The organism is Streptomyces yangpuensis, assembly GCF_001005295.1.
Classification (GTDB): Bacteria; Actinomycetota; Actinomycetes; order Streptomycetales; family Streptomycetaceae; genus Streptomyces; species Streptomyces yangpuensis.
In genome coordinates this window covers 881,198-897,868 of record NZ_LBMK01000003.1, presented here as the reverse complement: position 1 = coordinate 897,868, position 16,671 = coordinate 881,198, and the positions used below count along the sequence as shown (strand labels likewise).

Below are 16,671 nucleotides of genomic sequence, written 5' to 3'. Positions count from 1 at the left end.
GGGTGACCGCCGTCCGGCCGGGAGCACCTCCTAGGTGAGGGCTCCCAGCGGGTCGTCGAGCACCGGCTGCCAGGCCAGTTCCGCCGCCCCGACCAGGCTGTTGTGGTCGAGGGTGCACGGCAGGATGGGCACGCCGCCGCTGCGCCCCCACAGGCTGCGGTCCGCGACGACCGCCCGCAGCCGCTCCGGGTCCGCGTACAGCAGCTCCCGGTGCAGCCCGCCCAGGATGATCCGGTCCGGGTTCAGGATGTTCACCAGGCCGGCGAGGCCCAGGCCGAGCCGGTCGATCAGCTCTTCCGTGGCCGCCCGTACCGCGGGCTCCTCGGGTTCCTCGCGCAGCAGGTCGCGGGCCTGCTGGAGCAGCGACACCTCGGGGCCGGGGCTGCGGCCCGCCGCGGTGAGGAAGGCCAGCGGGTCCGCCTCCACGTCCAGGCAGCCGCGGCCGCCGCAGTGGCAGGCGCGCCCCTCGGGGTTCACGGTGAGGTGGCCGACCTCCAGGGCCAGGCCCGAACTGCCGCTGTGCAGGCGGCCGTCCAGCACCAGGGCGCCGCCGACCCCGCGGTGCCCGGTGGCCACGCACAGCAGGTGCTGCGCGCTGCGACCCGCGCCGTGCCGGTGCTCGGCGAGCGCAGCGAGGTTGACGTCGTTGCCGGTCAGGGCGGGGCCGTCGATCCCGGCGTCCTTCACGCACTCCGCGAAGATGTCCCGTACGGGCGAGCCCGCCGGCCAGGCCAGGTGCAGCGGGTTCAGCGCCGTGCCGTCCGGCTCGGCGACCGCCGACGGGACCGCCAGCCCGGCGCCGACGCAGCGGCGGCCGCTGTCCGCGAGCAGCTCCGCGCCCGCCCGGACGACCGCGCCGAGCACCTGGGCCGGGTCGGCGGAGACGGTGACCTTGCCGGGGGCGGTGGCGACGATCCGGCCGCCGAGGCCCACCAGGGCGGCCCGGAAACCGTCCGAGTGCACCTGCGCGGCGACCGCCACCGGCCCGTCCTCGGCCACCGACAGGCGGTGCGAGGGACGGCCCTGGCCGCCGCCCGTGCCCCCGGCGCCGCCCGAGCCGCCGGGGCGGGAGTCGACCCGGATCAGCCCGAGCGCCTCCAGCTCGGCTGCGACGGCCCCGGCGGTGGCGCGGGTGACGCCCAGCTCGGCCGTCAGGACGGCACGGGTCGGGGCGCGGCCGGTGTGGACGAGCTCCAGCGCCGGTCCGAGCGCGCCGCGACCCCGTTCCAGCTTGGTCCGCGTGCCCGCGCTCGACACCGATGGCGTGGTCGCATCCCCCACCCGCGGCGGGGCCCCGTTGCCGTTCATGGCATCGATCCTCGCATGATCGGACGGTGCCGGACGCCGCCCCTCAGCCCAGCCCGCCGACCCGGAGTGTGATGTTGAGCCGACCGGTCAGCCCGAGCGCGCGCGGGCCCGTGCCCGGCAGCACCTTCGGCACCCCGTGGTAGGCCGACCGGCTCGGGCCGCCGAAGACGAAGAGGTCCCCGCTGCGCAGCTCGACGTCGCGGTACGGGCGCCCGCGGGAGTCGGTGTTCCCGAAGCGGAAGAGGCAGCTGTCGCCGAGGCTGAGCGAGACCACGGGCGCCGGGGACTTCTCCTCCGCGTCGCGGTGCATGCCCATGCGGGAGTCCCCGTCGTAGAAGTTGATCAGTGCGATGTCGTAGGCGGCCGCGCCGGGGTCGGCGGGCGTCCCGTACGCGGCGGCCACCGCCTCCCGCCCGAGCCCGGCGAGCCAGTCCGGCATCGGCTTGACCGGTGCCCCGTCCCCGTCGACGGCGGTGCGGGCGTATCCGTACGGGTACCAGTGCAGCCCCAGGCACACCTGCCGGGCGGTCATCACTCCGCCGCCCGGGGTACGCACGGTACGCAGGCCGGCGGGCGGCCGGGCCCACGCGCGGCAGGCCGCCAGCAACTCTCCCTGCCGGTCGGCCCCGAGCCAGTCGGGCACGTGCACCGCCCCGGGGGCGATCACGGTCCGCTCCCGCGGGAAGAGTTCGCCGTCCATGCCTCCATTGTCGGTGCCGGGGCTGCAAGACTCCCGGTATGGAGATCACCGAGTACGTGAAGACCCTCGCCCGGGAGGGCGAACTGCTCGCCGACGTGGCCGAGCGGGCCGGTACCGATGCCTTCGTCCCGTCCTGTCCGGGCTGGCACGTCACCGACCTGTTGCGGCACACCGGGTCGGTGCACCGCTGGGCCGCCGCCTACGTCGCGGAGGGGCGGCTGGAGCCGACGGGCTTCCCGGAGGCGCCGGAACTGGTCGACGGCGAGCTCCTGGCGTGGTTCCGGGAGGGTCACGCGGACCTGGTGCGGACGCTGACCGAGGCCCCGGCGGACGTGCAGTGCTGGACCTTCCTGCCGACCGCCCCGCCGTCGCCGACTGCGTTCTGGGCGCGCCGCCAGGCCCATGAGACCACCGTGCACCGGATGGACGCCGAGTCCGCGCTGGGTGTCGTCCTCTCACCGGTGGCACCGGACTTCGCGGAGGACGGGGTGGACGAGCTGCTCACCGGCTTCCACGCGCGGCCTCGGAGCCGGGTGCGGACCCCGGAGCCGCGGACGATGCGGATCCGCGCCGCCGACACGGCCGCGGTGTGGACCGTACACCTGTCGCCGGCGCCGGCGCGGACGGTGCTGGGCGACACGGGCGATCCGGTCGACTGCGAGGTCACCGGCGAGGCGGCCTGGCTGTACGCGGCGCTGTGGAACCGGCTGCCGCTGGCGGGTCCGGGGGTGACGGGCGACCTGTCGCTGGCCGCGCTGTGGGCGGACACGGCCGGGATCTGAGGCCTGTGCCGGGGGCCGTTCCTTGCGCCCCGGCCGATGACCTGCGGGGACAAGCGGTTATGGTCACCTCCTCAACGATCTCGGGGGTGGCAGGTGTTCGGTTCCACGGTGCGCGGCACGGCGGTGGCCGCGGTGGTCCTGGCGGTGTTCGCGGTCTCCTGCGGCGCGGATCCGGCCACGCCCGCCGCCGCGCCGACCGCGTCGGCGTCGGCGTCGGCGTCGGTGCCGTCGGTGCCGCCGTCGGCGTCCGCGGTGCCGGGCCCGTCGGGTTCGGGTCCGGCCGCGCCAGGGGCCTCCGGCGGGCCCGGCGCCCTCCCCGGCGCCGCGCCGGAGAAGGTCCGGGACGCCTTCGCGGGGCTTCAGGCGACGCTGAACGATGCGTGCACGCCGGCCGAATGCGCCCACTTCCTCGGGCGGGTCCACGACGAACTCCACGGCCTGGACGCGGCGATGAAGGCGGACCCGAAGGGCCCCGGGCACTTCCCCGAACCCATCGCGCTCATCGCGGAGCTCGACGCGCAACTCGCCGGTGACCGCAGCTTCACGAACCTGAAGAAGCACCAGACGCTGCTGATCAGCACCCGCGACAGGATCAACACCTGGATGCAGGGCCACCCGGACGACTACCGCTGATCGGGCCGCGGCGGTCCCACTCCGCGAGAGGCCCACGCGGCCGTGGGCCGGCCGGTGGGCGGCCTGTTCCCGCGAATGCTGACCTGCGGGAGGGGCGACACCGGCTGGACCTGCGGGCGGCAGCTGCCGAGCAGGTGATCAACTGGCCGGGGCACGCCCGCCGGAGGACCTTTGACCACAGGGAGGAAGGTGGTCGCCGGTGCACCGGACGGCGTCGTCGCGCGCGGCAGAGGGCGCCCCGGTCCTGGCCGTACTGTCCGGTGTCGCCGGGCCGCAGGCGTACACGGCCGGATGCTGCTGCTCCCCGACAACAGCCTGGTGCACCACGGCGACCGGGAGCGGTTCCACAGCACCTTCAAGGTCGCCCCGGACCGGAACACGGCCGTCACCATGGGGTGCAACGCGGACGGACCCCGACCGGACAGGGCCCGGCCCGGTGCGCCGTCGCCCGAACCTCACACGCAGCGGCGGGCGTTCGCGACGAAGGCGTCGATCAGCTCGCGGGTCGCGTCCCGCCGGGTGACGAGCTCCGGAAGGTCCTGCGCACGGTCGATGGCGCCGACCGCGGTGAAGGCGTCGACCGCGGCGGTACCGAGAGCGGCGTCGTCGGTGATCAGCTGGAGCCGGAGGAGTGCCTGCTGCGCACTGGAGCGGGTCTCGAACGAGCGCCCGCGGAGGGCGACTTCGTCCTCCGCGTCACGGCCCTGGTGCACGCAGAACCAGTGGTGCAGCATGGCCTGCCGGAACTCCACCAGCAGGCCCGCGTACGCGCCGTAGGCGTCGAGCCGCTCCTGACGCAGCTGCGCGTCCAGGGCGTTCCGCTCCGTGCGCTTCGCGGAGCGCTGCTGGAACGCATGCGTCACCACCGACCCGAGCAGCGTCCCGAGCACGGCGATGAGGCTGGTGATCACGGCGTTCACGGGACCATGGAACCAGACGGCCGCACGCCCGCACATGGGCGGGCCCGCGGGCCTGCGGGAAGGTGCCGGTCACAGCACTAGCCGAGGGTGGCCGCGTAGGCGGTCTGGGAGGTGTACTTCCACGTGGGGCCCGCGTTCCAGGGGTTGGGCATGACCGTGTCCGTGGCGTACGCGTAGCCCGCGCCACGGTCGAAGGAGGTGCGGAGAGTGGCGCGCATCGCCTCGGCGTCGGGGACGTCGTGGACCAGGTGCCAGAAGGCCGTTCCGCTCGGGTCGAGTTCGGTACCGGGCCGGTAGCCGGAGTCCTGGTCGAAGACGTTGCCGCCGAGCCAGCCGGCTCCGGTGTACGCGGCGTAGGTGTCCTCGTAGGTGACGAAGACGTCCGCGGTCCGGCGGCCGGTATCCAGGTAGCAGTCGGCTATGGCGGTGCCGGGGTTGTTGACGACGAGGTCGGGGACGGTGGTATCCGCGGCGTTCATGGTGTCCTGGACGTAGCGGCGCAGCTCCGCGTAGTGGTCCCGGGTGGCGTTGGCGGGGCCGCAGTCGCGGCTGACGACGTCGAAGAAGATGCCGTCGACGTGCAGCCGGCCGTCCGGGGTCTTGAGGTAGTTGTCGACGGAGGCCTTGACGGCGGCCATGCCGCGGTTGCCGTGGTCGGTGTGGACGTAGCCGAGCACCTTGGTCCGCTCGCCGGTGGAGGTGGTGCGGGCGCGGAGCGCGTCGGCTCGGGACCGCCAGGGGGCGCTGAAGGGGGCGTCGCCGTTGCCCGGGTTCAGTACGACGACCGACGGGGCGGGGCCGGTGGCGGTGAGGTCGGTCAGCATGCGGTCGTCCGCCATCACGTAGGCGGGAACACCGATCTCCAGGCCCCGTACGCCCGGCAGCCGCGGCGTGGGCGGCGGGGTCGGTGACGGGGCGGCGGCAGTGGCGGGCCGGGTGGGCGCTTCGCGCGGCGGCGTGCTGGCGGAGGGCGCCGGCGCGGCCAGTAGGACGGTGGCCAGGACGGCGTACAAGGCCTTCTCGGCGCGAGGCATGAACGTTTCCTCCGGCGGAGGCGGGGCGGGGGACCCGAGGAACACTAGACGGACGGCCCGTCGGTCAGGGCTGAACCTCTTGTATTGGCGTGAGGAACAGGAGAGCGAGCCATCGCCCCATCACGTGAATTCCCGGAGGGACGGCCGCCCCTCCCCCGCCTTCGTGTCATACGGCGGGCAGCCCGACCCCGTGCGCCAGTTGCCCGGCCGCGTGGGCGAAGAACGCGGACCGCTCCTCGACGACACCCTTGAACTGTCCGAACAGCTCGAAGGAGACCAGGCCGGCCAGCTGCGCCCACGCGGCGACGAGGGCGGGTACGACCGCCGGGGGCAGGCCCTCCGCGAAATCGGCGGTCATCCGGTCCGCCTCGGGGCCCAGGGCGGGCGGCAGCGGCGGCAGGGCGAGGCCGCGCCCCTCGTAGGCGGCGCGGACGACGCCGATGAGGACGTTGCCGACCCGGGAGGCGGGCCCGATGGTGTCGGCGGGGGCGCTGTAGCCGGGCACCGGGGAGCCGTAGACGAGGGCGTATTCGTGGGGGTGCCGCAGCGCCCACGTGCGGACGGACTCGCAGACGGCGATCCAGCGTGCGCGGGGCGGGGCTCCGGCGGCGAGGGCGTGGGCGTCGGCCTCCTCGGCAGCGGCGCCGAGGCTGTCGTACGCGTCGATGATGAGCGCCGTCAGCAGGTCGTCGCGGCTGGGGAAGTAGCGGTAGAGGGCCGAGGAGACCATGCCCAGCTCGCGGGCGACGGCGCGCAGGGACAGTTTGGCGGCGCCCTCGGCCGCGAGCCGGCGGCGTGCCTCGTCCTTGATGGCGGCGGTGACCTCGATGCGGGCCCGTTCCCTGGCCCCTCGCACGGTGTTCATGCGGGCCAGTGTGCCACGCGGGCGGAGCACTGCCCAGGATTCGGATCGCTGCTCAACTTCGAGAGCACTGCTCTTGCTTTGGTGCACCGATCAATGCACACTGGATTCAAGCGAGAGCAGTGCTCTCGAAATGGAGCACGCAGAAGATGCCCGGAGGTCCTCGTGAACGCGCCCACCCCGTACTACGTCCAGGCCGGTCCGCTGGTCACCCGGTTCAACGCGTTCTTCGGCAAGCTGGCCCGCTACGGCATCAGCCTGGCCGGCAGCGCCGAACTCTCGGTGCGCGGCCGCACGTCCGGCCGGATGCAGCGGATCCCGGTCAATCCGCACAAGCACGAGGACGCGGAGTACCTCGTGTCGGCCCGAGGCCACTCCCAGTGGGTCCGCAACATGCGGGTCGCGGGCGGCGGCGAGCTGCGCGTGGGACGGAAGGTGCGCGCCTTCACCGTCGTCGAGATCACCGACCCGGCCGCGAAGACCGCAATCCTGCGCACGTACCTGGAGAAGTGGGGCTGGGAGGTCAACCAGTTCTTCCGCGGCGTCGACGCCAAGGCCTCGGACGCGGAGATCCGGGCGATCGCCGACGACCACCCGGTCTTCCGGATCGTCCCGGCATCGAGCTGACCCGCCGGCCCGGCACCGCGCACCGCGGCACGTGCGACCGGCCGACCGCCCCCAGCCCCCGGACGCCGGCCTCACACACAGCGCACCGCCGCCCGTGCGGCCAGTCGACCGCCCCCGGCTGGCGGAAGCCCGCCACGCACCCATTCCCCGCCACGCACCGCGCACCGCCGCCCTCGCGACCGGACGGCCGGGCCCGAAGTGCGCGCGGGGCCCCGGCCGTTGGCCGGGGCCCCGCGCGCGCCGGCCTCTACTACCCCCGGTCACCGCCGCGCGCCGCCGCCTGCCGCGCGTCGAGCGCGTGCAGCGCCCTGCGCGCGAGCGGGTACGTACGCACCATGTCGGCCAGGGTCGTCGCGCCCCGCGTGATGCGGGCGAAGGCCCGCCACGCCGGGCGGAACCCGGTGATCGCCGCGTGCAGCAGCCCCGGCCGGGCCTCGAAGACGGTCAGCATCCGCTTGCCGACCCCCATCTCCACGCCCAGCCCGGCCTTGACCGCGAAGGCATAGTTGAGGGCCTGACGGCGCGCGTCCACCGCGTCCTGCGCTTCGGCGATCTTCACCGCCCACTCCCCCGCGAGCCGCCCTGAGCGCAGCGCGAAGGAGATGCCCTCGCGGGTCCACGGCTCCAGCAGTCCGGCCGCGTCGCCCGCGACCAGGACCCGGCCGCGCGAGAGCGGCGAGTCCGGCTTGCGGCAGCGGGTCAGGTGCCCGGAGGAGACGGACGGTTCGAAACCTGCGAGTCCGAGCCGGGCGATGAAGTCGTCCAGGTACCGCTTGGTCGCGGCCCCCTCGCCCTTGGCCGAGATCACCCCGACCGTGAGGGTGTCGCCCTTGGGGAAGACCCAGCCGTAACTGCCGGGCAGCGGGCCCCAGTCGATCAGCACCCGCCCCTTCCAGTCCTCCGCCACCGTGGCGGGGACGGGGATCTCGGCCTCCAGGCCCAGGTCCACCTGGTCCATCTCGACGCCTACGTGCGCGCCGATCCGGCTGGCGCTGCCGTCCGCGCCGACCACCGCGCGTGCCAGGACGGTCTCGCCGTCGGCCAGTACCACGGCGACGGTGCGCCGGTCGGGCACGGCCGCCCCGTGCTGCTCCACGCGGGCCACGGCGGTCCCCGTACGGACGGTGGCGCCGGCCTTCTCCGCCTCCGCGACCAGGCCGGCGTCGAACTCGGGCCGGTTGATGAGCCCGAACAGCATGTGCTTCGAACGCCGGGTCCGGGTCAGCTTGCCGTCCATCGAGAAGGTGACCGCGTAAATGCGGTCCTTCAGGGGCAGGACGAAGCCCGGCGGGAGGGCGTCGCGGGAGGGACCGATGATGCCGCCGCCACAGGTCTTGTACCGGGGCAGTTCGGCCTTCTCCAGCAGCAGGACGCGCCGCCCCGCCGTGGCCGCCGCGTACGCGGCCGAGGACCCGGCCGGTCCGGCTCCGACAACGACCACGTCCCACACCTCGCCGGACCCCCCGGCCACCTCGTCGCCCGCCCCCTGCTCGGCCGGGACCTCGCCCGCGCCCGTGCCTGTGCCTGTGCCTGCGTTCACGCCTGCGTCCGCGTCCGCCGTGGCGTCCCTGCCTGCCGCACCCGCACCCGCATCCGCATCCGCACCTGCGTCGCGTACGTCGTCGTCGCTGCTCACGATGTGTTGCCGCTCCTGATCACCCGTTGCTCCGATGCCGGGGAAATCCTACGGCGAGACACCGCCCGGCTCCGCTGTGCGAAGATCGGAACCGTCTCTCGCCGTACCCGGCACACGCCCACCCCGCGCATGCGCGAGCGGCGTACACGGATACAACGTCGCACCCAAAAGGAGCGTGCCCATGTCCCAGAATCCGATCGCCGAGACCATCGCCTCGCTGATGCCCCGCGCCAAGCAGGAGCTGACGGAGCTGGTGGCCTTCCAGTCGGTGGCGGACTGGGCGCAGTTCCCGAAGAGCGAGAGCGAGGCCGCGGCGAACTGGGTGGCCGACGCCCTGCGCGTCGAGGGATTCCAGGACGTGGCGCTGCTCGACACCCCCGACGGCACCCAGTCGGTGTACGGCTTCCTGCCCGGTCCCGAGGGCGCACCGACCGTGCTGCTCTACGCGCACTACGACGTGCAGCCGCCGCTGGACGACAGCGCCTGGGTCTCCCCCGCCTTCGAACTGACCGAGCGCGACGGCCGCTGGTACGGGCGCGGTGCGGCGGACTGCAAGGGCGGGTTCATCATGCACCTGCTGGCGCTGCGGGCCCTGAAGGCCAACGGCGGTGTGCCGGTGAGCGTGAAGATCATCGTCGAGGGCTCCGAGGAGCAGGGCACGGGCGGTCTCCAGAGTTACGCGGAGGCGCACCCTGAGCTGCTGGCCGCCGACACCATCGTCATCGGCGACGCGGGCAACTTCCGCCTCGGCCTGCCGACGGTGACCGCCACCCTCCGCGGCATGTGCCTGCTCAAGGTGAAGATCGACACGCTGGGCGGGAACCTGCACTCCGGCATGTTCGGCGGGGCCGCGCCCGACGCGCTGGCCGCGCTGATCCGCGTACTGGACTCGCTGCGCGCCGCCGACGGTTCGACGACCGTGGACGGGCTCGCCGCGGACGCGGTGTGGGAGGGCCTGCAGTACCCGGAGGCGGACTTCCGCGCCGACGCGAAGGTCCTGGACGGGGTCGATCTGATCGGCGACGGCACCATCGCCGACCGGCTGTGGGCCCGTCCGGCCGTCACCGTCCTCGGCATCGACTGCCCGCCGGTGGTCGGCGCGACGCCGTCGGTGCACGCGAGCGCGGGCGCGCTGGTCAGCCTGCGCGTGCCGCCGGGCGTGGACATCGCCGCGGCCGTCAAGCTGCTCCAGGCCCACCTGGAGGCGCACACGCCGTGGAAGGCGCGTCTCGAACTGGAGCTGGTCGGCCAGGGCCAGCCGTTCCAGGCGGACACCGACAGCCCGGCGTACGCGTCGATGCGCGCGGCCCTGGAGACCGCGTACCCCGGCCAGGAGATGCAGATCAGCGGTATGGGCGGATCGATCCCGCTGTGCAACACGCTGACGTCGCTGTACCCGCAGGCGGAGATGCTGCTGATCGGGCTGAGCGAGCCGGAAGCGCAGATCCACGCCGTCAACGAGAGCGTGTCGCCGGAGGAGCTGGAGCGCCTGTCGGTGGCCGAGGCCCTCTTCCTCGTCAACTACGCGGAGTCCAGGCGCGTCTGATCCGGGCCGCCGCCCGCCGCTCCGTGTACGCCCAATACCCGGTGTGCAGTGCCCAGTGCCCAGTGCGCCCTGGGCGTACTCCGCTCACGGTGAAGTCCCGTGCACCAGGCGGCGGGCCATCCGTACGTTCGCCTTATGGACCTTGTCGAAGTACTCCCCAGCCGGCTCCACATGCTCCGCTTCCCCATCGGCCAGGCCTACCTCTGGCAGGACGGTGAAGCCCTGACCCTGATCGATGCGGGCAACGTCGAATCCGCCGCGAGGATCGAAGGGGCGATACGTTCGCTCGGGCTGCGGCCCGAGCGCCTGGAGCGGATCGTGCTCACGCACTGCCACCGCGACCACGTGGGCGCGGCCGGGGAGCTCGCCGCCCGCTGGGGCGCGCGGGTGCTCGCCCACCGGCTGGACGCTCCGGTGATCCGGGGTGAGCGGCCCGTGCCCGAACCGGTGCTCCTGGACTGGGAGATCCCGCTGTACGAGCATGGCCTGACCGTGCCCGAGGCGCCGCCCACCCGGGTGGACCGCGAGCTGGAGGACGGGGATGCGCTGGGCTTCGGGGACGGGGCGTACGTCGTGCACGCCCCGGGCCACACCGACGGCAGCATCGGCATCCATCTCCCGCACCACGGCGTGCTGTTCGTGGGGGACTGCATCGCCGCCGCCGGTCCGCTGATGCTGGGCGTCTTCAACGTCGACCGCGGCCGGGCGGTCGAGTCCTTCCGACGGCTGGCCGCCCTCGCGCCGTCGGTCGCCTGCTTCGGCCACGGCGACCCGCTGACGGTGGACACCGCACCCGCCCTGGCGAAGGCCGCCGCCGAGACGCCGGCCTGACCGCGCGGGCGAGCGAGCCGAAGGGGCGCGCCGGGGAGTGAGGGCGAGCGCGCGGAGGAAACCGCGAGGCACGAGGGGTTTTCCGAGCACGTACGCCGTCACGAGCCGGCACAAGGCGCCCCGGCGGCGAACCGAGCCCGTAGGCAAGGGGGCGCGCCCCCTCAGCCGGTGGGGACGCCCGCCTCCAGGTAGAGGGGACGGGCGCGCTCCCGGGCGCGCAGCGCCCAGCGCAGCCGTTCGTACCGGTGCTGCGGCAGCAGCTCGGCGGCCTCGGCCTCCGTCACGAAGCGCCAGGCCCGCAGCTCGGGGCCCGGCAGCCGGAGGCGGGCGGCCGCCTCGTCCGAGAGGCGGCCGCCGTCGAAGAGCAGGCGCAGGCCTCCGTAGCCGGGGTGCTGCGGGCGTTCCCAGTCGATCACGAGGAGTCCGGGGGTCCGGTCCAGTACGAGGCCCAGTTCCTCCGCCACCTCCCGTACGGCGGCGCGGGCCGGGGCCTCGCCCGTTTCGACGACGCCTCCCGGGAACTCCCAGCCCGCCTTGTACGTCGGGTCCACCAGCAGCACCCGGTCCTGCTCGTCGAAGAGCAGCACCCCGGCGGCCACCGTCTCCCGCGTGGGCTCCGGGGTCTGCACGATGTCGCAGACCCGGGCGGTCTCGGAGCGGACGGCTTCGGCGATCCGCTCGGCGGTCTCCCGTACGGTCAGGAGTCCGTTGTCGATGACATGCGCGTCGCCGGTGAGCCAGCCGAGCGCCTCCCGGTAGACGGGGATGTGGTCGTAGGCCCACTGCCGGACGCGCAGGTCCACGTCCTGCGGTGCGCCGGGCTCGACGCGGGTCGCGGTCCGCTCCCGAAGGATCGTTTCAGCAGGAGCGAGCAGCACGTGCCGCACCGGTATCCGCCGTGCCGCCAGCCCACCGAAGATCTCGTCCCGGTAGTCCTGGCGCAGCAGCGTCATCGGGACGACGAGCACCCCGCCCACCTCGGCGAGCATCGCCGCGGCCGTGTCCACCACCAGCCGCCGCCAACTCGGCAGGTCCTGGTAGTCGGTGACCTCCGCCAGCCGTTTGGGCGGCAGCAGCACCCGCAGCGCGTCGCCGATGAGTTCCGGGTCGAACAGGGTGCTGTCGGCGAGGATTCCGGTCAGTTCACGGGCCGTGCTGGTCTTCCCGGCGCTGAACGTGCCGTTGATCCAGACAATCACTTCTACCCCTCTCCCCATGGCTCGTCCGGAGCCCCCAGTGGCCTGCCCGCCCCACCCTGCCACGAAAACCTCACTATCGGCCGAGTGCTTATGCTCAAGGTCCCGAGCCCGCACGCTCGCCCGAGTACCAGGGAGGATTCACGACCGTGCCCCACAACCGCCGCACGTCCGACCCCCGCTACGGCAACCGGCCGACCATGAAGGACGTGGCGGCCCAGGCGGGCGTCGGCCTGAAGACGGTGTCCCGCGTGGTCAACGGCGAGCCGGGCGTCACCCCTGAGACGGAGAGGCGGGTCCGGGCGGCCATCGAGGCCCTGGACTTCCGCCGCAACGACAGCGCGCGCGTACTGCGCAAGGGCCGCACCGCCACCGTCGGTCTGGTGCTGGAGGACCTCGCCGACCCCTTCTACGGGCCGCTGAACCGGGCCGTGGAGGAGGTGGCCCGCGCACACGGGGCACTGCTCATCAACGGCTCCAGTGCCGAGGACCCGGACCGGGAGAGGGAGTTGGCGCTCGCGCTGTGCGCACGCCGGGTGGACGGGCTGATCGTGATCCCGGCCGGGAACGACCACCGGTACCTGGAGCCGGAGATGCGGGCGGGCGTGGCCACGGTGTTCGTGGACCGGCCGGCCGGCCGGATCGACGCGGACGTGGTGCTGTCGGACAACTTCGGCGGGGCCCGCGGCGGTGTCGCGCACCTGATCGCGGGCGGCCACCGCCGGATTGGCTTCATCGGGGACCACCCCCGCATCCACACGGCGACGGAACGCCTGCGCGGCTACCACGCGGCCATGGGTGAGGCGGGCCTGCCGGTGGCCGGATCCTGGGTCTCGCTCGGCTCGACGGACCCGGGCCGGGTCGCGCCGGCGGCGAGGGCGATGCTCGCGGGCCCGGAGCCGGTGACCGCCGTCTTCGCCGGCAACAACCGCGTGACGGTCACCGTGGTGCGGGTCCTGGCCTCCCTCCGGCGCCCGGTGGCCCTGGTCGGCTTCGACGACTTCGAGCTGGCGGATCTGCTGCGGCCCGGTGTCACGGTGGTCGCCCAGGACCCGGCGGCCCTGGGCCGGGTGGCCACGGACCGCCTCTTCCAGCGCCTGGCGGGAAGCGTACTCACCCCGACCCGTACCGAACTCCCCACCCGCCTCGTCCCCCGAGGCTCGGGCGAACTCCCTCCGGCGAACTGACCCTCACCGCCCGCGCGAGAGCGGCGGCCCGGGTGGTTCACCCGGGCCGCGCTCGCGTCGTACGTCAGGCGGTGGCCGTCAGGGTGGCAGAGCGGCGCGGGATCGCGAAGGCGTCGAGTTCGGCGCGGGTCAGGCCGGTCAGGGCGGTGACCTCGTCGGCGCCGACGGCGCCGCAGTCGAGGCCGCGGACCAGGTAGCCGGCGAGGGCCTTGGCGGTGGCGGGCTCGTCCATCACGTCTCCCTCGATCTTGGCCACGTACGCCTTCAGGCGCGCGGCGGCGGTCTCGAGGCCCTCGCGGTAGAAGGTGAAGACGGCCGCGTAACGGGTCGGCAGGTGCGCCGGGTGCATGTCCCAGCCCTGGTAGTAGGCGCGGGCCAGGGCGCGGCGGGTCAGGCCGTAGTGGAGCTTCCAGCCCTCGTGGACCTTCTCGGTGGTGCCGATCGGCAGCACGTTGGTGGAGCCGTCGGACACGCGTACGCCGGTGCCGGCGGCCGCGACCTGCATGATCGCCTTCGCGTGGTCGGCAGCGGGGTGGTCGCTGGCCTGGTAGGCGGCGGAGACGCCGACGCAGGCGCTGTAGTCGAAGGTGCCGTAGTGCAGGCCGGTGGCGCGGCCCTTGGAGGCCTCGATCATCCGGGCGACGGTGGCGGTGCCGTCGGAGGCCAGGATGGACTGGCTGGTCTCGATCTGGATCTCGAAGCCGATCCGGCCCGGGCGCAGGCCGCGGGTGGTCTCGAAGGCCTCCAGCAGTTTGACGAAGGCGCTGACCTGCTCGGCGTAGGTGACCTTCGGGAGCGTCAGGACGAGGCCCTCGGGCAGGCCGCCGTGCTCCAGCAGACCGGAGAGGAAGATGTCGGTGGTGCGGATGCCGCGGTCGCGGACGTTGGACTCCATGCACTTCATGCGGATGCCCATGTACGGCGCGTTGGTGCCGTTGGAGAAGGCTTCCGAGACGAGGCGCGCGGCACGGGCCGCGGCCTGGTCCTCCTCCTCGTCGGACCGGACCCCGAAGCCGTCCTCGAAGTCGACGCGGAGGTCCTCGACGGGCTCGCGCAGCAGCTTGGCGCGGACGCGGTCGTAGACCGGTACGGCGAGTTCGTCGCAGATGCCGAGGACCTCGGCGAAGGTGGCGGCGTCCGGGGCGTGCTCGTCGAGCGCGGCCAGGGCCTGGTCGCCCCAGGAGCGGATGGTGCCGGCGGCGAAGACGTCACCGGGTACGTAGACCGTGTGGATGGGCTGCCGGGTGCCGGGGTCGCCCGGGTAGTGGCGCGCGAGCTCCGCGTCCACCGGCGCGAGGGAGGCGCTGATGCCCTCGCTGACCGCGCCGGCGAGGCTCGTCGCCACCTTCTCCTGCTGACCCATCGTGCACTCTCCTTTTTCCGCTTCACGGAAGCCTAGATCCGCATAGCAGAATTTAGTCACGCGGTTCCGCTCCGTCAATGGTCCCCCGGCCGCCTGGGGCAAACGACTCGGGGCCGTGCGGTGAGAATCACCACACGGCCCCGGAGAAGCGGCGCTACGAAGAGAAGCGCAGGTCAGGCGGTCAGCCCTTGCGCGCCTTGATCTCCGCGGTCAGCTGCGGGACGACCGCGAAGAGGTCGCCGACCACGCCGTAGTCGACGAGGTCGAAGATCGGGGCCTCGGCGTCCTTGTTGATGGCCACGATGGTCTTCGAGGTCTGCATGCCGGCCCGGTGCTGGATCGCGCCCGAGATGCCGGAGGCGATGTAGAGCTGCGGGGAGACCGACTTGCCGGTCTGGCCGACCTGGTTGGTGTGCGGGTACCAGCCGGCGTCGACGGCGGCACGCGAGGCGCCGACAGCCGCGCCGAGGGAGTCCGCGAGCTCCTCGATGATGCCGAAGTTCTCGGCACCGTTGACGCCACGGCCGCCGGAGACGACGATCGCGGCCTCGGTCAGCTCGGGGCGGCCGGTCGACTCGCGCGGGGTGCGGCCGGTGACCTTGGTGCCGGTCGCCAGGGCGCCGAAGGTGACGGCGAGCGCCTCGACGGCGCCGGCGGCGGGGGCGGCCTCGACCGGGGCCGAGTTCGGCTTCACGGTGATGACCGGGGTGCCCTTGGAGACGCGGGACTTGGTGGTGAACGAGGCGGCGAAGGCCGACTGCGTCGCGACCGGACCCTCGTCACCCGCCTCCAGGTCGACGGCGTCGGTGATGATGCCGGAGCCGATGCGGACGGCCAGGCGGGCGGCGATCTCCTTGCCCTCGGCGGAGGACGGGACGAGCACGGCGGCCGGGGAGACGGCGTCGTACGCGGCCTGGAGCGCGTCCACCTTCGGTACGACGAGGTACTCGGCGAACTCGGGGGCGTCGGCGGTGAGGACCTTGACCGCACCGTGCTCGGCGAGCACGGCGGCGGTGGCGTCGGCACCGGCGCCCAGGGCGACGGCGACGGGCTCGCCGATGCGGCGGGCGAGCGTCAGCAGCTCGAGGGTGGGCTTGCGGACGGCGCCGTCCACGTGGTCGACGTAGACGAGAACTTCAGCCATGGGACTGCTCTCCTGCGATTGCGAAGTGTCTGGGGGCTACTGAGGGGTGGCCGAAGCTCTTAGATGAACTTCTGGCCGGCCAGGAACTCGGCCAGCTGCTTGCCGCCCTCGCCCTCGTCCTTGACGATCGTGCCGGCGGTGCGGGCCGGGCGCTGCGCCGCGGAGTCGACCGCGGTCCAGGAGCCTTCCAGGCCGACCTCGTCGGCCTCGATCTCCAGGTCCTCCAGGTCCCAGGACTCGACCGGCTTCTTCTTCGCGGCCATGATGCCCTTGAAGGACGGGTAGCGGGCCTCGCCCGACTGGTCCGTCACCGAGACGAGCGCGGGGAGGGAGGCCTGAAGCTGCTCGCTCGCGCTGTCGCCGTCACGGCGGCCGGTCACGGTGCCGTCCTCGACCTTGACCTCGGAGAGCAGGGTGGCCTGCGGGACGCCCAGGCGCTCGGCCAGGATCGCCGGGAGGACACCCATGGTGCCGTCGGTGGACGCCATGCCCGTGATGACCAGGTCGTAGCCGGCCTTCTCGATGGCCTTGGCGAGCACCAGCGAGGTGCCCATGACGTCCGTGCCGTGCAGGTCGTCGTCCTCGACGTGGATGGCCTTGTCGGCGCCCATCGACAGCGCCTTGCGCAGCGCGTCCTTGGCGTCCTCGGGGCCCACCGTCAGCACGGTGATCTCGACGTCGTCGTCCGAATTCTCGGAGATCTGCAGCGCCTGCTCGACGGCGTACTCGTCGAGCTCCGACAGCAGGCCGTCGACGTCGTCACGGTTGACGGTCAAGTCCTCGGTGAACTGCCGGTCGCCGGTGGCGTCGGGCACGTACTTCACACAGACAACGATCCTCAGGCTCACGCCGGCTCTCCTACCGCATCGTCTTTTCGTGTACCGCCTTATGCAGGCAGCATA

Annotated in this window: 16 protein-coding genes; 6 read left to right on the top strand and 10 right to left on the bottom strand. The window is 73.3% G+C overall.

The window, feature by feature from the left end; genetic code table 11:
- Window positions 1–30: 30 nt before the first annotated feature.
- Entirely contained in the window at window positions 31–1,308 is a 1,278-nt protein-coding gene (locus AAT21_RS19290; RefSeq protein ID WP_079025808.1) for an ROK family protein, read from the bottom strand.
- Between the two features lie 43 nt (window positions 1,309–1,351).
- The gene (locus AAT21_RS19285) at window positions 1,352–2,008 is read right to left on the bottom strand and encodes an alpha-ketoglutarate-dependent dioxygenase AlkB family protein (protein WP_046778045.1); all 657 of its coding nucleotides are present in this window, start codon (window positions 2,006–2,008) and stop codon (window positions 1,352–1,354) included.
- Window positions 2,009–2,046: 38 nt separating this feature from the next.
- Here AAT21_RS19285 and AAT21_RS19280 point away from each other — a divergent pair, with 38 nt between their 5' ends.
- Window positions 2,047–2,790, top strand: coding sequence for a maleylpyruvate isomerase family mycothiol-dependent enzyme (locus AAT21_RS19280; RefSeq protein WP_046778044.1), 744 nt, complete (start codon window positions 2,047–2,049; stop codon window positions 2,788–2,790).
- A 93-nt stretch (window positions 2,791–2,883) separates the two neighbouring features.
- Window positions 2,884–3,423 carry a hypothetical protein gene (locus AAT21_RS19275; RefSeq protein ID WP_046778043.1) on the top strand — a complete coding sequence of 180 codons (540 nt, stop codon included), beginning with the start codon at window positions 2,884–2,886 and terminating at the stop codon, window positions 3,421–3,423.
- Window positions 3,424–3,878: 455 nt separating this feature from the next.
- On the opposite strand, the gene AAT21_RS19270 is transcribed toward AAT21_RS19275, so the two are convergent.
- From AAT21_RS19270 to AAT21_RS19260, 3 genes are all read right to left on the bottom strand, one after another.
- Window positions 3,879–4,343 carry a hypothetical protein gene (locus tag AAT21_RS19270; RefSeq protein ID WP_079025807.1) on the bottom strand — a complete coding sequence of 155 codons (465 nt, stop codon included), beginning with the start codon at window positions 4,341–4,343 and terminating at the stop codon, window positions 3,879–3,881.
- A 77-nt stretch (window positions 4,344–4,420) separates the two neighbouring features.
- Entirely contained in the window at window positions 4,421–5,377 is a 957-nt protein-coding gene (locus AAT21_RS19265) for a spherulation-specific family 4 protein (RefSeq protein WP_235438938.1), read from the bottom strand.
- A gap of 166 nt (window positions 5,378–5,543) precedes the next feature.
- Window positions 5,544–6,242: a TetR/AcrR family transcriptional regulator gene (locus tag AAT21_RS19260; RefSeq protein WP_046778498.1), complete on the bottom strand. Its 699-nt coding sequence runs from the start codon at window positions 6,240–6,242 to the stop codon at window positions 5,544–5,546.
- Between the two features lie 162 nt (window positions 6,243–6,404).
- Here AAT21_RS19260 and AAT21_RS19255 point away from each other — a divergent pair, with 162 nt between their 5' ends.
- Window positions 6,405–6,866 carry a nitroreductase/quinone reductase family protein gene (locus AAT21_RS19255; RefSeq protein WP_046778041.1) on the top strand — a complete coding sequence of 154 codons (462 nt, stop codon included), beginning with the start codon at window positions 6,405–6,407 and terminating at the stop codon, window positions 6,864–6,866.
- A 250-nt stretch (window positions 6,867–7,116) separates the two neighbouring features.
- Here AAT21_RS19255 and AAT21_RS19250 read toward each other — a convergent pair whose 3' ends face one another.
- Window positions 7,117–8,316 (bottom strand): geranylgeranyl reductase family protein, encoded by a 1,200-nt coding sequence (locus tag AAT21_RS19250; RefSeq protein WP_046778497.1) that lies wholly within the window; start codon window positions 8,314–8,316, stop codon window positions 7,117–7,119.
- A gap of 367 nt (window positions 8,317–8,683) precedes the next feature.
- On the opposite strand from AAT21_RS19250, the gene AAT21_RS19245 reads away from it, so the two are divergent.
- On the top strand, window positions 8,684–10,048 hold the full coding sequence (locus AAT21_RS19245) for a dipeptidase (protein ID WP_046778040.1): 1,365 nt from the start codon (window positions 8,684–8,686) through the stop codon (window positions 10,046–10,048).
- Window positions 10,049–10,183: 135 nt separating this feature from the next.
- Window positions 10,184–10,879 (top strand): MBL fold metallo-hydrolase, encoded by a 696-nt coding sequence (locus tag AAT21_RS19240; RefSeq protein WP_046778039.1) that lies wholly within the window; start codon window positions 10,184–10,186, stop codon window positions 10,877–10,879.
- Between the two features lie 161 nt (window positions 10,880–11,040).
- On the opposite strand, the gene AAT21_RS19235 is transcribed toward AAT21_RS19240, so the two are convergent.
- Window positions 11,041–12,078: an NUDIX hydrolase gene (locus AAT21_RS19235; protein ID WP_046778038.1), complete on the bottom strand. Its 1,038-nt coding sequence runs from the start codon at window positions 12,076–12,078 to the stop codon at window positions 11,041–11,043.
- A 197-nt stretch (window positions 12,079–12,275) separates the two neighbouring features.
- Between AAT21_RS19235 and AAT21_RS19230 the strand changes: the two genes are divergently transcribed.
- Entirely contained in the window at window positions 12,276–13,262 is a 987-nt protein-coding gene (locus AAT21_RS19230) for a LacI family DNA-binding transcriptional regulator (protein WP_079025850.1), read from the top strand.
- Between the two features lie 64 nt (window positions 13,263–13,326).
- On the opposite strand, the gene AAT21_RS19225 is transcribed toward AAT21_RS19230, so the two are convergent.
- The 3 genes from AAT21_RS19225 to AAT21_RS19215 form a co-directional block, all read right to left on the bottom strand.
- A complete protein-coding gene (locus AAT21_RS19225; protein ID WP_046778036.1) occupies window positions 13,327–14,625 on the bottom strand; it encodes a DUF6986 family protein in 1,299 nt (432 codons plus the stop codon).
- A gap of 181 nt (window positions 14,626–14,806) precedes the next feature.
- The gene (locus AAT21_RS19220) at window positions 14,807–15,769 is read right to left on the bottom strand and encodes an electron transfer flavoprotein subunit alpha/FixB family protein (protein WP_030961546.1); all 963 of its coding nucleotides are present in this window, start codon (window positions 15,767–15,769) and stop codon (window positions 14,807–14,809) included.
- 59 nt (window positions 15,770–15,828) lie between these two features.
- Window positions 15,829–16,617 (bottom strand): electron transfer flavoprotein subunit beta/FixA family protein, encoded by a 789-nt coding sequence (locus AAT21_RS19215; RefSeq protein WP_046778035.1) that lies wholly within the window; start codon window positions 16,615–16,617, stop codon window positions 15,829–15,831.
- Window positions 16,618–16,671: the final 54 nt, after the last annotated feature.